This is a genomic window from Collinsella phocaeensis, from assembly GCF_900119895.1.
GTDB lineage: Bacteria > Actinomycetota > Coriobacteriia > Coriobacteriales > Coriobacteriaceae > Collinsella > Collinsella phocaeensis.
This window is the reverse complement of sequence record NZ_FQLR01000004.1, coordinates 1,049,137-1,063,161: the sequence shown is the minus strand read 5'-3', so window position 1 is coordinate 1,063,161 and position 14,025 is coordinate 1,049,137. Positions and strand designations below refer to the sequence as shown.

Annotated in this window: 16 protein-coding genes; 7 read left to right on the top strand and 9 right to left on the bottom strand. The window is 67.0% G+C overall.

Translation table 11 applies throughout. The features are described from left to right. The first annotated feature begins 9 nt into the window (after nucleotides 1-9). The 7 genes from BQ7355_RS06590 (at nucleotide 10) to aroQ (ending at nucleotide 7,522) form a co-directional block, all read left to right on the top strand. Complete coding sequence (locus BQ7355_RS06590; protein WP_072415466.1) at nucleotides 10-900, top strand: prephenate dehydrogenase; 891 nt, start codon at nucleotides 10-12, stop codon at nucleotides 898-900. Nucleotides 901-922: 22 nt separating this feature from the next. Beyond that, a complete protein-coding gene (aroB, locus tag BQ7355_RS06585; RefSeq protein ID WP_072415465.1) occupies nucleotides 923-2,041 on the top strand; it encodes a 3-dehydroquinate synthase in 1,119 nt (372 codons plus the stop codon). Between the two features lie 2 nt (nucleotides 2,042-2,043). Then, entirely contained in the window at nucleotides 2,044-3,363 is a 1,320-nt protein-coding gene (gene aroA, locus BQ7355_RS06580) for a 3-phosphoshikimate 1-carboxyvinyltransferase (RefSeq protein WP_072415464.1), read from the top strand. Nucleotides 3,364-3,371: 8 nt separating this feature from the next. Next, nucleotides 3,372-4,478, top strand: coding sequence for a chorismate synthase (aroC, locus tag BQ7355_RS06575; protein ID WP_072415463.1), 1,107 nt, complete (start codon nucleotides 3,372-3,374; stop codon nucleotides 4,476-4,478). Between the two features lie 81 nt (nucleotides 4,479-4,559). Then, nucleotides 4,560-5,705 (top strand): bifunctional chorismate mutase/prephenate dehydratase, encoded by a 1,146-nt coding sequence (locus BQ7355_RS06570; protein ID WP_072415462.1) that lies wholly within the window; start codon nucleotides 4,560-4,562, stop codon nucleotides 5,703-5,705. A gap of 103 nt (nucleotides 5,706-5,808) precedes the next feature. Further along, nucleotides 5,809-7,059: a shikimate kinase gene (locus BQ7355_RS06565; RefSeq protein WP_072415461.1), complete on the top strand. Its 1,251-nt coding sequence runs from the start codon at nucleotides 5,809-5,811 to the stop codon at nucleotides 7,057-7,059. Nucleotides 7,060-7,084: 25 nt separating this feature from the next. Continuing rightward, the gene (gene aroQ / locus BQ7355_RS06560) at nucleotides 7,085-7,522 is read left to right on the top strand and encodes a type II 3-dehydroquinate dehydratase (protein ID WP_072415460.1); all 438 of its coding nucleotides are present in this window, start codon (nucleotides 7,085-7,087) and stop codon (nucleotides 7,520-7,522) included. A 119-nt stretch (nucleotides 7,523-7,641) separates the two neighbouring features. Here aroQ and recN read toward each other — a convergent pair whose 3' ends face one another. From recN to BQ7355_RS06515, 9 genes are all read right to left on the bottom strand, one after another. Then, complete coding sequence (gene recN, locus BQ7355_RS06555) at nucleotides 7,642-9,267, bottom strand: DNA repair protein RecN (RefSeq protein WP_072415459.1); 1,626 nt, start codon at nucleotides 9,265-9,267, stop codon at nucleotides 7,642-7,644. Beyond that, nucleotides 9,257-10,117, bottom strand: a complete 861-nt coding sequence (locus BQ7355_RS06550) for an NAD(+)/NADH kinase (RefSeq protein ID WP_072415458.1) — start codon at nucleotides 10,115-10,117, stop codon at nucleotides 9,257-9,259. The genes recN and BQ7355_RS06550 overlap by 11 nt, the downstream gene beginning before the upstream one ends. After that, nucleotides 10,114-10,914 (bottom strand): TlyA family RNA methyltransferase, encoded by an 801-nt coding sequence (locus BQ7355_RS06545; RefSeq protein WP_072415457.1) that lies wholly within the window; start codon nucleotides 10,912-10,914, stop codon nucleotides 10,114-10,116. Before BQ7355_RS06545 ends, BQ7355_RS06550 begins: the two co-directional genes overlap by 4 nt. Nucleotides 10,915-10,920: 6 nt before the next feature. Then, nucleotides 10,921-11,160, bottom strand: a complete 240-nt coding sequence (locus tag BQ7355_RS06540) for an exodeoxyribonuclease VII small subunit (protein ID WP_072415456.1) — start codon at nucleotides 11,158-11,160, stop codon at nucleotides 10,921-10,923. Between the two features lie 3 nt (nucleotides 11,161-11,163). After that, complete coding sequence (gene nusB, locus BQ7355_RS06535; RefSeq protein ID WP_072415455.1) at nucleotides 11,164-11,709, bottom strand: transcription antitermination factor NusB; 546 nt, start codon at nucleotides 11,707-11,709, stop codon at nucleotides 11,164-11,166. 3 nt (nucleotides 11,710-11,712) lie between these two features. Then, nucleotides 11,713-12,075: an Asp23/Gls24 family envelope stress response protein gene (locus tag BQ7355_RS06530; RefSeq protein WP_072415454.1), complete on the bottom strand. Its 363-nt coding sequence runs from the start codon at nucleotides 12,073-12,075 to the stop codon at nucleotides 11,713-11,715. Between the two features lie 172 nt (nucleotides 12,076-12,247). After that, nucleotides 12,248-12,811 carry an elongation factor P gene (gene efp / locus BQ7355_RS06525; protein ID WP_072415453.1) on the bottom strand — a complete coding sequence of 188 codons (564 nt, stop codon included), beginning with the start codon at nucleotides 12,809-12,811 and terminating at the stop codon, nucleotides 12,248-12,250. 128 nt (nucleotides 12,812-12,939) lie between these two features. Next, nucleotides 12,940-13,488, bottom strand: coding sequence for a YceD family protein (locus tag BQ7355_RS06520; RefSeq protein WP_072415452.1), 549 nt, complete (start codon nucleotides 13,486-13,488; stop codon nucleotides 12,940-12,942). Continuing rightward, a complete protein-coding gene (locus tag BQ7355_RS06515) occupies nucleotides 13,488-13,985 on the bottom strand; it encodes an ATP synthase subunit B family protein (protein ID WP_072415451.1) in 498 nt (165 codons plus the stop codon). The genes BQ7355_RS06520 and BQ7355_RS06515 overlap by 1 nt, the downstream gene beginning before the upstream one ends. Nucleotides 13,986-14,025 lie beyond the last annotated feature (40 nt).

Here is a 14,025-nt window from a genome sequence, read left to right as displayed (position 1 = left end):
GGAGAGGCGATGGACAACGCATCGAGGCCCACGCGCACTGTGGGAATCGTCGGCCTGGGTCTTATCGGCGGGAGCTTCGCGCGCGCGTACCGCGATGCCGGGTGGACCGTGCTCGCCCACGACGTCGACGCCGACACGCTCGCCATCGCGCTGATCGACGTCGCGTCCGGGCGCCTGACCGACGACACGATCTCATCCTGCGACCTCGTCATCCTCTCGGCCTACCCCGGGGCGTGCATCGCATGGCTGCGCGCGCACGCGGAGGCGCTCGGGGCGGCCGCTCGCGCGGGCGCCGGCCCCGTCGTCATCGACACCGCCGGCGTCAAAGGGACCGTGTGCGCCCAGGCGTTCCCCTTGGCGGAGCAGCACGGCTTCGACTTCGTCGGGGCCCACCCCATGGCGGGAACCGAGAACTCCGGCTTTGCGTGGGCGCGGGCCGACCTGTTCCGCGGAGCGCCCGTCGTCCTCGTGCCGCCCGCATGCGACGACGTGCGCCGCCTGAGGCTCCTGGACCGCGTCCATGCGTTCCTCGCCCCCGCGGGCTTCGGCACCTTCAGCGTCACCACGCCCGAGGAGCACGACCGCGTCATCGCCTTCACGAGCCAGCTCGCGCACGTCGTCTCAAACGCCTACGTCAAAAGCCCGACGGCACGCCAGCACCACGGCTTCTCCGCGGGCAGCTACCGGGACCTCACGCGCGTCGCCCACCTCAACCCGGGCATGTGGGCGGAGCTGATGTGCGATAACGCGGAGCTCCTGAGCTTCGAGATCGGCCACATCATCGACGCGCTCTCCGCATACCGCGACGCACTCGATGCGCGCGACGAGGAGGGGCTGCGCATGCTCCTCGCGGAGGGCGACCGCATCAAGCGCGCCCTCGACGACGCCCAGGCGCGTTGAGACCATCGGCGATAGGAGCCCCATGTACACCATAGACGTCAACGCCTCGCGACCCTATCGGATGCTCATCGGCACCTTCCTGCTGGAGAAGACCGGCGAGATAGCGCGTGAAGTCAACCGGGGCGCCCGCGCGCTCATCATCACGGACGACAACGTCGGCCCGCTCTACGCCGCGCCCGTGAGCGAGTCGCTCGAGGCGGCGGGGTACCGCTGCGCCGTCGCGACCTTCCCAGCCGGCGAGGAGCATAAGCGCGCCGGAACCTACATCGACCTGCTCGAACGGGCCGCCGTCGAGGAGCTCGACCGCGCGGACCTCATCGTCGCCCTGGGCGGCGGGGTCGTGGGGGACGTCGCCGGGTTCGTCGCCGCGACCTACATGCGCGGCATCGACTTCATCCAAATCCCCACCACGCTGCTTGCCATGGTCGACTCCTCCGTGGGCGGCAAGACCGCCATCGACCTCGCCGCAGGCAAGAACCTCGCCGGCGCGTTCTGGCAGCCGCGCGCGGTGCTCGCCGACGTCGGCTGCCTGGGCACCCTCACCGACGCCCAGTTCGCCGACGGCTGCGGCGAGGTCGTCAAGCACGCGATGATCGCCGACGCCGACTTGTTCGGCGAGCTCGAGTCCACGCCGCTCACGCCGGAACTCCTCAAGCGCGACCTCGCCCGCGTCGCCTGGCTCGTAGCGCGCAACATCGACATCAAGCGCGCCGTCGTCGAAGCGGACGAGCGCGAAGGGGGCCTCCGGAAGCTGTTGAACTTCGGTCACAGCATCGGCCACGGCGTCGAGGCGGCGGAGGGCTATCGCCTGGGGCACGGCACCTGCGTCGCCATCGGCATGGTCGCCATCGCTTCCTCGGCCGTGACGGCAGGGGCGCTCGCGGAGGACGTTCCGGCCCGCCTCGCAGCGCTACTCGAGGCGCACGGGCTGTCCCTGGCGTTCCACGTCGACGCCGAGTCCGTTTTCGCCGAGGCCCTGCATGACAAGAAGCGCACGGGCGACGCCATCGAGCTCGTCATCCCGCGCGAGGTCGGCGGCGCCGCGCTCGCGCGGACGCCGCTCGACGAATTCCGCCGCATCCTCGAGGTGGGGCTCGCCTGCACCCGCCAGCTCTCATCTCCGTCCACCAAGGAGGACTAACCATGCTTGCGCGCATCAACCCTCGGCCCCTCGCGGGGACCGTGCCCGCGATCGCATCGAAATCGGTCGCCCACCGGCTCCTCATCTGCGCCGCGCTGAGCAACGGCGCGACACGCGTCGTATGCAATACCACCTGCGCCGATATCGATGCGACCAGGCGCTGCCTCACCGCGCTCGGCGCACGCATCGAGACGCTTGACGACGGCTTCTTGGTCCATCCGGTTCCCAAGAGCATGGAGCTCGGCATCCTCAAGGCCTTCCAGGGGACCACGCTCGACTGCGGGGAATCGGGCAGCACGCTGCGGTTCATGCTTCCCGTCGCCTGCGCGCTCGGCGCCCAGGCGACCTTCACCGGGGCGCCGCGCCTGGGCGAACGTCCCCTCAACCCGCTCGACGGCGAGCTCATGGCGGCCGGCTGCGCCCTGTCCGGCTTGGGCTCGTTCCCGCTTCAGACCTCCGGTCGCCTTCGCCCGGGCCGCTTCGTGCTGCCCGGCAACGTGAGCTCTCAGTTCGTCTCGGGCCTCATGCTCGCCCTGCCGCTCCTGCCCGCCGCAAGCGAGATCGAGGTGCACGGCAGGCTGGAAAGCCGACCCTACGTCAACCTCACCGTGCAGGCGCTCAAGACCTTCGGCGTCGACGTGGCCTGCGAGCGCGGGATCGGGCCCGACGGCATCGAGGAGGTCACCCGCTACCGGATCCCCGACGCCGCGCTGCGCACCCCGGGCACCGTCGAGGTCGAGGGAGACTGGTCCAACGCGGCGTTTTGGCTCTGCGCGGGGGCGCTCGGAGAGGAACCCGTCCAGGTGACCGGCGTGTCCCTCAACTCCGCTCAAGGGGACCGCAACGTCATGGCCGCCCTGTCGCGCTTCGGGGCACGCGTCGTGCGCGCCTCCGGCGCCGCCCGGGTTCAGCCCGACCACCTCTCCGCATTCACCCTGAGCGCACAGGACGTGCCCGACCTCGTCCCCGTCATCTCCGCGGTCGCCGCGGTGGCGCAGGGAACGACGGTGATATCGGACTGCGCGCGCCTGCGCATCAAGGAATCCGACCGGCTCGCCACGACTGCATCCGAGCTTTCCAACCTCGGTGCCAATATTCGGACCTGCGGGGACAGCCTCGTGATCCACGGCGTCGAACGTCTCGCGGGCGGCACCGTCGACTCCCATAACGACCACCGTATCGCCATGATGGCCTCCGTCGCCGCCATTCGCTGCGACGGCCCGGTCCTCATCCACGGGGCCGAGGCGGTGCAGAAGTCATATCCGGACTTCTTCGACCATTACCGCATGCTCGGCGGAGACGTCGAGCTCTTCGAGGAATAGGGGCGTCCATGGCTTCCACCTACGGCAACGCGCTGCGCTTCTCCATCTTCGGCCAGTCGCACTCCCCCGCCATCGGCTGCTCGCTCGACGGCGTCCCGGCCGGCATCCCCGTAGACCTCGATCGGCTCCAGGGCTTTCTCGCCCGGCGCGCGCCGGGCCGCGACGAGACCTCGACCGCGCGCCGGGAGGCCGACGCCCCGGAATTCATCGCGGGCATCACCGATGGGCTCACCAACGGGGCGCCCATCGCCGCCATCATACGCAACGGCAACACGCGAAGCCAGGACTACGACGAGCTGCGCCGCAAGCCCCGGCCCGGCCACGCCGATTGGCCGGCGCAGGTGAAGTACCGCGGCCACCAGGACGTCGCCGGCGGCGGGCACTTCTCCGGGCGCCTCACCGCGCCCCTGTGCGTCGCCGGGGGCATCGCCCTGCAGGCGCTCGAGACGCGTGGGCTGCGCATCGCCGCCCACATCGCGCTTCTCGGACCGGAGGGTATCGCCGACACCCCGCTCGACCCCATGAAGCCCAACGAGGTCGAGCTCGCCGCCATCCTCGCCAACCCGCTTCCGTGCGTGAGCGCGGCGGCGGCAACGCGGATGCGCTCGCGTATCATGGCGGCGAAAGGCGACCTCGACAGCGTGGGGGGCGTCATCGAATGCGTGGCCTACGGGGTGCCGGCCGGCCTGGGCGACCCCATGTTCGACGGCATCGAGAACCGAATCGCACGCATCGCATTCGGGATTCCCGCCGTCAAGGGCGTCGAGTTCGGCGTAGGATTCGCCGCCGCCCGCTTGCTGGGGTCGCAGAACAACGATCCCTACCGCATGGAAGACGCCGTGCCGCGACCGCAGAGCAACAACGCGGGCGGCATCCTCGGCGGTATCACGGACGGCCTGCCGGTCGTTTGGCGCATGGCCGTGAAGCCGACGCCCAGCATCGGTAAGCCCCAGATGAGCGTCGACATCGAACGCGGCGAAGACGCCGAGCTCGTCGTTCGGGGACGGCACGACCCCTGCATCGTCCCCCGTGCCGTCCCCGTCGCAGAGGCGGCCTGCGCCCTCGCCCTGCTCGACGCGCTCTTGGAATCCGAGGGCACCGCATCGTGGGCCTGATACCGCACCATTCCCATATGGCGCCCCGCCCGCGCGCCGCGTCCGTGGCGCATCCGGAGACGTACGCAAAAAGGAGCCAGCATGGATCTCACCGAAGTCCGAACCGAAATCGATGCCATCGACGAACAGCTGCTCGACCTGTTCGCACGGCGCATGGAGCTCGCCTCCGACGTCGCCGCCAGCAAGCTTGAAACCGGCAAGGCCATCTTCGACCCCGCCCGTGAGCGGCAGGTGCTCGCCGACGTTGCCCGGCGCGCGCCAGAAGGCCTCGAGGACCAGGCCGTCTCCCTGTTTTCCCTGCTCATGAGCATGAATAAGGCCGCGCAGCTCAAGATGATCAACAGCAGGAGGCCCGATGCGCCCTCTCGCCGCATGCGCGCGTCCTTTCTGCCGCTCGAGACGGCCTTCCCCGCCGTCGCGACCGTGTGCTGCCAAGGCGTCGAGGGGGCGTACAGCCAGATCGCCGCATCCAAGCTCTTCGACGTGCCCGAGATAACCTTCGCCCCGACGTTTCAAGGCGTGTTTCGAGCCGTCGCGAACGGTGACGTCGAGTTCGGCGTGCTTCCCATCGAGAACTCGACCGCAGGGTCCGTCAACGCCGTCTACGACCTGCTTGGAGCCCACGGATGCTCGATCGTGCGCTCCCTGAGACTCAAGATCTCCCACAACCTGCTCGCCCGCCCCGGAGTTCGCCTGAATGACATCCGAGAGGTCGTCTCCCACAACCAGGCGCTCAACCAGTGCGCCGGGTACCTCGAGCGCCTTGGGGTCGCGACCACGGTGTGCGAGAACACCGCCCGCGCCGCCGAGCTCGTCGCGAGCTCGAGTCGGACCGATATCGCCGCCCTCTCATCGCTCGCGTGCGCCAACGTGTACGGCCTGTCGGTCCTCGCCCGCGGCGTCCAGGACTCCGATGCGAACTACACGCGCTTCGTCGTGATCGCACGCGAGCCCGCCATCTACCCCGGAGCCGACCGCTCGTCCATCCAGCTCAAGCTCAAGAGCGAGCCCGGCGCGCTCTACCGCGTCCTCGAGCGCATCTACGCCCTTCACATCGATCTCGTCAAACTTGAGAGCCGACCGGTTCCCGGCAGCGACTTCGAGTTCACGTTCTATTTCGACCTCGCTTGCCCCGCCGTCAGCCCAAAATTTGCCCAGCTGCTCGATTCCCTTGCGGACGTCTGCACGGACTTCACCTACTTCGGCAGCTATGTCGAGGTCCTTTAGAACCCGGGCGCACGCACCGGCACTCATGCGGGGCCGCATCGCTCCGAGGCCCTGCGGTCACGAATATCAGACGAAACGCCCCATCGGAAAGAAAGGTGACAACATGACGGCGACGACCAGACCCTACGGCGTCCTCGGACGCGTGCTGGGGCACAGCTACACGCCCACCATCTACCGCGAGCTCGCGGGCCTCGATTACCGCAAGTTCGAGCGGGAGCCCGAAGAGCTCGAGTCGTTCGTGCGCTCCGGCGAGTGGGAGGGGTTCAATGTCACGATCCCCTACAAGCGCGACCTCGTGGCCTATATGGACGAGCTGTCCCCGGTCGCCGAGCGCATGGGCAACATCAACACCGTCGTGCGCCTGCCGGACGGGCGGCTACGCGGCGACAACACCGACTACTACGGGTTCAAGGTGCTCGTCGAATCCCTCGGACTCGAACTCGCGGGCAAGAAGGCCGTCGTCTTCGGCGGAAGCGGAGGCGCGGGCTCGACGGCGATGATGGTCCTCACCGACCTCGGCATGCGGGCCGTGTCCATCGATCGCAGCGGCAAGCACACCTACAAGAATCTCGACGAGCATGCGGACGCCGCCCTCGCCGTCAACTGCACCCCCGTGGGCATGTTCCCCGCCTGCCCCAAGGCCCCCTGCAGCCTCACCGCGCTGCCCCGTCTCGAGGGGCTCGTCGACATCGTGTACAACCCGGCGCGCACCGCACTCATGATGGAGGCGGACCGCCTGGGAATCCCCAACGTCGGCGGCCTGCTCATGCTTGTCGCCCAAGCCGCCCAAGCGGTAGAGCGCTACACCGGGCGCACGGTCGGCCGCGAACGGATCGCAGAGGTCACCTCGTCTCTCGCTCGCTCTGAGCGCAACATTGCGCTCATCGGCATGCCCGGATCCGGAAAGACCCGCGTGGGACAGCAAATCGCCGCGCGCCTCGACCGCCCCCACGTCGATATCGATTGGGAACTCGAGCAGCGCCTCAGCTGCTCCTGCTCCGACTATATCGTCGATGCGGGCGAGGAGGCGTTCCGGCGCGCGGAAAGCGACTGCCTGGCACAGATCGCGGCGCGAAGCGGCCAGGTCATCTCATGCGGAGGCGGCGTCGTCACCCAACCGGAGAACTACGACTTGCTGCGCCAGAACTCCATCATCGTGATGCTCGACCGGCCGATCGCCGAGCTCTCGAAGGCAGGTCGCCCGCTGTCGCAGCGCGACGGCGTCGAGGCACTCGCCGAGCGCCGTATGCCGCTGTACCGGTCGTGGGCGGACATCATCGTGACATCCCGCGAATCCGCTGACGCGACCGCACGGGAGGCCGTACGCACCCTCGATGCGGCTGAAATCGCCTAACCGCCGTACGGAACAAGGAGAACCCATGAACGTCTTGGTGCTCAACGGTCCCAACCTCAACATGCTGGGGATCCGTGAACCGGGCATATACGGAACGCAGACCTACGACGACCTCGAGGACCTCTGCCACGCGGCAGGGGCGGAGGCCGGTTTCGAGACCGTAGGCGTTTTTCAGTCCAACCATGAGGGAGACCTGGTGGATGCCATCCAGGAAGCCAGAGGCGTCTACGACGGCATCGTCATCAACCCGGCAGCGTACACCCATACGAGCATCGCGATCCTCGATGCCCTCAAGGCGGTCGGCCTGCCCGCGGTCGAGGTACACATATCCGACGTCGACAGCCGCGAGCCGTTCCGACAGACGAGCTATGCCGGCATGGCATGCTTCGCGCGCGTGGCGGGAGAAGGGCTTCAAGGGTACGCGCACGCAATCAGGATGCTCGCCGAGCATCTTGAGGCATAGCCGCTCCGCACCGATCGCATCGAAGGGGTGGGCCCCATGCACTCGATCGCATGGGGCCCACCCCTTCCATAGCGCTCGCTCGTCTTGCTATCGGGCGGGCCCTTTTGCCCTCCCCCAAGCTACCGGCGCTCACCCAGCAGCTGGCGCGCGTGCTCGAGCGACGCGGAACCGGTGTCCCCCGACAGCATACGGGCGATCTCCTCGACGCGCTCATCGCCCTCCACGGCGAGAAGCTGCGTCTCGGGCACATCACCATCGGACTTGCGCACCACGTAGTGAACGTCCCCCACGACCGCGACCTGCGGAAGATGCGTGACGACGATAACCTGATGCGACCGCGCAAGATCGGCGAGCACGCCCGCCAGCGCGCGGGCGGTGGCTCCGCCGACACCAGCGTCGACCTCGTCGAACACGAGCGTCTCCACGCCGTCGGCGCCACCCAGCACGACCTTCACGGCCAGAAGAACGCGCGAGAGCTCACCGCCCGAGGCGATGCGCCGCAACGGGCGCGGCGTCAAGCCGGCGCCGGACCGGTAGAGCAGCTCGCACGAAGCAGGCCCGTCGACGCCCCATTTCTCGCGCGGAAGCGGACGGGATTCCCAGACGATCTCGGCGCGCCCCATCTCAAGACGCGCCATCTGACGCACCACCTCGCGGCAGAACCGAGGGGCCGCGGCATCCCGCGCGCGCGTGAGGGCGCGCGCCGCGGAGGCGAGCCGGGACTCGGCCGCGTCGCGCTCCGAACGAGCGCGCGCGACCCGCTCCTCCCCGTCGTCGACGAGGCTCAGCAGCTCGCGCGCCTCGTCCCGTTTCGCAAAGACGTCGTCCATGGTGGGGCCCCACTGGCGGCACAGCCCCTTGAGCGAGGCGAACCGCTCCTGAAGACGCTCCAGCTCAGTCGGGTCGAAATCGATGGCGTCGCGATATCTCCTGAGATCGGAAGCGACGTCCTCGAGGGTGATCGAGGCCTCCGCGAGCGTGTCGGAGAACCCTGCGAGGGCGGGATCGACCGAACCCAGACGGGACAGTTCGTAGATCGCCGCGTTGAGCCCGTCGAGCGCGCCGCCTTCGCCGGAGAGCATCTCCTGGGCCTCGTGGGCGCACCGAGCGAGGGACTCGGCATGCTCGCTGCGCGGCAACAGCTTCTCGAGCTCCTCGTACTCGCCGGCGACCGGCGCGACCTCGTCGATGCGGGCGCATACGAACCGCGCCTCCTCGACGCGGGATCCCTGCGCACGCGACGCCTCCTCGACGTGCTCGAGCTCGCGGGCAGCCGCACGCGCCTCCTTGAGACACGAACGGTACGCCTCGAGGGGCGCCGAAATCGAAGCGGACGCCCATGCGTCGACGAGCGCGACGTGTTCCGAAGCGTCGAGCAGGCGCTGATGTTCGTGCTGGCCGCAAAGATCGATATGTCGGCCCACGCGCTCCGAAAGCTCGCGCACGCTCGCCATGGAGCCGTCGATTCGGACACGACTGCGCCCATCGGCGCTCACTCGGCGCTGAGCGCAAAACCCATCGCTGTCCCGAGCGGATTCATACAAGCGGCCCTCGACCATCGCGGCCTCGGCGCCCTCGCGCACCAGCGAAGCGTCGGCACGCTCCCCCATCAGCAGCTTCAGCGCCGAAAGCAACGCGGTTTTGCCCGCACCCGTCTCGCCGGTGAGGACCGTGAGGCGCGGCGAGGGGACCAGGTGCGCATCGCGAATGAGCGCGACGTTGGAAACATGGATCTCATCGAGCATTGCGCACCCCGTAGAATACGCGGGAGACGGAATTATAGAAACTCTCGGGGCCGTAGTCGAGAAGCAGCACGTCGGCATCGCCGCGACGCGCGGTGACGTGCGTGACGGTCGCATCGGTGCACAAGAACTGCCCGTCGACGGCAAGAGCGGGCACGGAAGGCCGGTCATCGGAGAGCATGAGCTCGACGACATCGGACGGGGAGGTCAGAAACGCACGGGCCTGGATGGTATGCGGGGCGATGGGCACACAGATGAGGCCCGTGTAATCCGGGGTGACGATCGGCCCGCCGCCGGAGAGCGCATATCCCGTCGAGCCCGTCGCGGTGGATATGACGAATCCATCGCCCCTGAGGCGATCGATATGGTGCCCCGATACCGAAATGTCAAGCTCGATCATATCGGAGAGCGGGCCACGCGTGAGCGCGACATCGTTGAGCGCGCGAGCGACCATAGAGCCGGCGCGCCCGTCCGCATCGGTGTATTCGATCTCGCACGAGAGCGTGGCGCGCCGGCTGACGTGCATCTCCCCTGCAAGCGCATCGGACACCACGGAGAGGATGTCATGGTCCTCGGGCCCCGCAGCCGTGAGAAAACCGATGTGCCCATAGGACAAGCCGAGGATCGGTATCTCGCGCTCATCGACGATGCGGGCGGCGCGTAGGAGCGTACCGTCGCCGCCTAAGGAGATCACCAGGTCGCTTCCGTCGATATCCGGAACGGACTGGATGCTCGAGCGCTGGTCGGAAGCCCAGGCGACCTCATAGCCCTGCCGCGACAGCCACAGCTCCAGGGTCAGACCGCTCTGGACCGCCTCGGACTTGTAGTAGTTGGGGACCAGAAAGACCTTCATAGCGCACCTGCCCGAGCGATGAGGCGCTCGACGTGATCTGATGGAACGGACGGCGCCTCATCAACCATCCGCTTGATGCCGTACAGGAAGAACTCGCGATTGCCCTTGGCGCCCTTGATGGGCGAAGCGCAGATGTCGATGGGATCGAGCCCCGAGTCGTCAAACAGGTGGATAGCCTGGCGCATAACGCGGGCGTGGACAGCGGGGTCGGATACGACGCCGCCCTCGCCCACCTCCTCCGGACGAGCTTCGAACTGAGGCTTCACGAGCGTGACGAAGCGGCCTCGAGGACCCAGCAGCTCGATCGTCGCGGGGAGGATGACGGATATGCTCGTGAAGGATACGTCGCACACCGCGAGATCGATCGTGCGCGCGTATCCCATCTCGGGAACGGAGACGATGTTCGTGCGCTCGAGAAGGGTCACGCGCGCATCGTTGCGCAGACGCCAATCGAACTGGGCCCTGCCCACGTCGACAGATAGCACGCGCGCCGCCCCGCGTTGCAGCAGGCAATCCGTGAACCCTCCCGTCGAGCACCCGATATCAAGGCACCCAAGCCCGGAAGGGTCGACGCCGAAGGCATCGAGCGCCCCGGCGAGCTTGAAGCCGCCGCGCCCGACGTAGGGGATTCTGTTCTTGACGTGAAGCTCGGATCCAACAGGGACCTTGACCGCAGGGGACGTGAGCCGCTCCCCGCGATACGAGACGAGTCCCGCCATGCATATGCGCAGGGCATCGTCCGAGTCCGGACAGATGCCCTGCGCAACGAGTTCTTCATCGAGACGACGTCGTTTCATAGCGCGTCATTCCGCAGCGGAGGCGGTAGCCGCAGCCTCCGCTTCCGCCTGATCGAGCTGCTCGGCCTCACGCGGGGAGAGATCGAAGGAATCGACCATATCGACCGCCTTGGACCCGAGCTTTATGGCCTCGTCGAATAAGTCGAGACTCCGCTCGAGCGAGGTGTCCTTCGAGCGGACGGTCGCGACGATCTCGTCAAGGCGCTCGGTAATGTCGTCAAACGTGTGGACGGTGGACTCGGCCATCGCCTACTCCTCGGTCTCGTCGACAGGCTCCAGGGGCTCGTCGCCGCAGGCGGCGTCATCGACGGCCGACTGATCGGCGATAGTCTCGACCGCGTCCTCCTCGCTCGCGCGCGGCGCGGCCTGGGGCAGCTTTTCCGCACGGGCGATGCGGCCCAGCACGCCGTTGACGAAACGAGAGGAATCGTCGGTGCCGAAGGCCTTGGCGAGCTCGACAGCCTCGTTGATGACGACGGCATCCTCGATCTTGTCATCGGTATCGTCGCAGCGCATCTCGTAGACGGCGATGCGCAGCAGGGCGCGGTCCGCGGCCGGCATGCGGTAGAGGCTCCAGTTCTCAGAAACGGCCGCAAGGCAGGAATCGACGGTATCGAGCTTGGCGTAGCAGCCGCGGGCGAGCTGCTCCGCATACTCCATGAGCGGGCCCTTGGAAAGCAGGTAGTCGCCGGCGAGGACCTCGTCGACGGGAAGGTCGAGCGCCTCAGCCTGGAACAGGATCTGGAGCGCCTGGCTGCGCGCGCGGGTACGGCCGCGATCGACTTTAAGGCTCACGCATTACTCCTTCGGGAAGACAAGGCCGTCGATGCAGACATCGACCGCGGAGACGGGAACGCCGACCTGGGCATCGATCGCCTTGACCACGGCGACGCGGACGTTGTCGGCAAGCTTCTTGAACGGATACCCGAAGAAGACGGTCAGGCGCACCGTGATGTGCAGGCTGCCGTCCTCGACGATGGCCTCGACCTCGGGAACCGAGGACGTGGCGCTGCGGGAGCTCAGCATGGAGACGAGGTTGGTCGCCAGGTCGTGCGGCCCCACGGAGGCGATGCCCTCGACCTCCTCGGCGGCACGCGAAACGATAGAGGAAAGGACGGCGGGAGCGATAGCCAGGCCGTCGATCTTGATCTCTTGAGTCATGGATTCACCCATCTCTTTCAGAAGGTACCGGGACCATACCCAGACATGGATTCAGTTTACACGAAAGCATATAGGGAGGGCGCGCATCACAGCTAATGCACGCGACCCCTATCTCAAATGCAAAGGGGGCGAGTCTCCCCGCCCCCACGCCATGCGTTCGATGAGCCTCGCGCTACACGCGGGAAACGAACTTGCCGTCGCGCGTGTCGATCTTGATGGTCTCGCCGACGTTGAGGTACATCGGGACCTGGACCACGGCGCCAGTCTCGATGGTCGCGGGCTTGGTGCCGCCCTGGACGGTGTCGCCCTTGAAGCCCGGGTCGGTCTCGGTGATCTCGGCCTCGATGAACATCGGCGGGTTCACGCCCATGAGCTCGTCGTCGGCGTACAGGAGCTGGCAGATGTCGTTCTCCTTGAGCCACTTCTCGTTGTCGCCGATGAAATCGGTGGAAACGGGAATCTGGTCGTAGGTCTCCATGTTCATGAAGTAGTAGTTATCGCCATCGTTGTAGAGGTACTGCATCTCGGTGGTCGTGAGCTGCACGCTCTCGAACTTGGAGCCGGCGTTGCAGGTCTGCTCGACGACGCGACCGGTCTTGATGTCACGAGTCTTGTAGCGGACGAACGCGCCGCCCTTGCCCGGCTTGACGTGCTGGAACTCGACGATGGTGCAGATCTTGTCCTTGATGCGGAGGCCGAGGCCGTTCTTGAAGTCAGCGGTGGTGATGGAAGCCATGTGACGCCTTTCTCAATCAGATCCGGGTAGCGCCCGGTACGTAGAACGAACAAATTATACGCGCGCTGCATGCGCGCACGCCCGGCGCGACGGAATTCATGGCGAAAACCGCGCCGAGCGCAGAGAGCTTACAGGTTGAGGTTCTTGAGCGCGGCGAACGGGTTTTCATCGCTGTCGACCCAGGCCTGCTCCGAAGCGGCGGCGCAACCGCAGTCGCCCTCGTTGAGGTTCGCCCCGCACTGCGGGCACAGGCCCGCGCAATCGGGCCGACAGAGCAGGACGAACGGGGTGTCCATGACGACGGCGTCGGAAATGGCGCCGGACAGGTCGATCGTCCGCTCGGGACCGACGAGCTCGAACCCGTCTTCGAATTCCTCGGGGTCCTCGGGCTCCTCGAAAAGGAAGTACTCCTCGATCTCGCCGGCGATGTCGAACGTCGCGGATTCGAGGCAGCGATCGCAGGCGCCGGCCGCGCGGGCGCGGACGATGCCGGTCGCGAGGACGCCGTCGCCGGCATGCGTGAGCACCACGTCGTAGGAGATGCCGTCATCGAGGGTATAGGCCTTGTCGCCACTCGAATAGCCCTCGAGCTCGAGCTTGCCGGTGACGGGAAGCGAGTCGCCCGGATTCTCGAGGGCGCAGGAAAGGTCGACGACGACCGGCGCGATGGCATCCATTACCAAGACCCGTTCTGGCCGTTCGCACCCTCGTTGAGCTGCTGGCGGCAGCGCGCGACGGTCGAGGTGAGCGACTTCAGGTTCTCCTCGAGGTGCGTGAAGACCTGCTCGGCGTAGTCCTCGGCGGCATAGCGGGTCTCGCGCTCGTACTGCTGCGCGCGGTCGCGGATATCATCGGCCTGCTGCTGGGCTAGGCGAACGATCTCGGCCTCGCCGGCGATGGTGAGAGCCTGCTGCTGAGCGTCCGCGATGATGGAATCGGCCTGCGCCGTGGCGCTCGCCATGAGCTCGTCGCGCTCCTTGAGGATGCGGCGGGACTTCTGCCATTCCTCGGGGTAGCTCATGCGGATCTCATCAAGGATGGCGTAGAAGGCATCCGTCTCGATGAGCTTGAACTGCGCGGTCTTGCCGAAGGGAGTCTTGGCCTCCTCGATCATCCCCTCGAGCTCATCGACCAGGCTCACGATTCGCTCGCCGGGAAAGATATCGCCAGCCATCACGTCTCCTTTCATCGGCTGCATAGTCAACCGTACATAC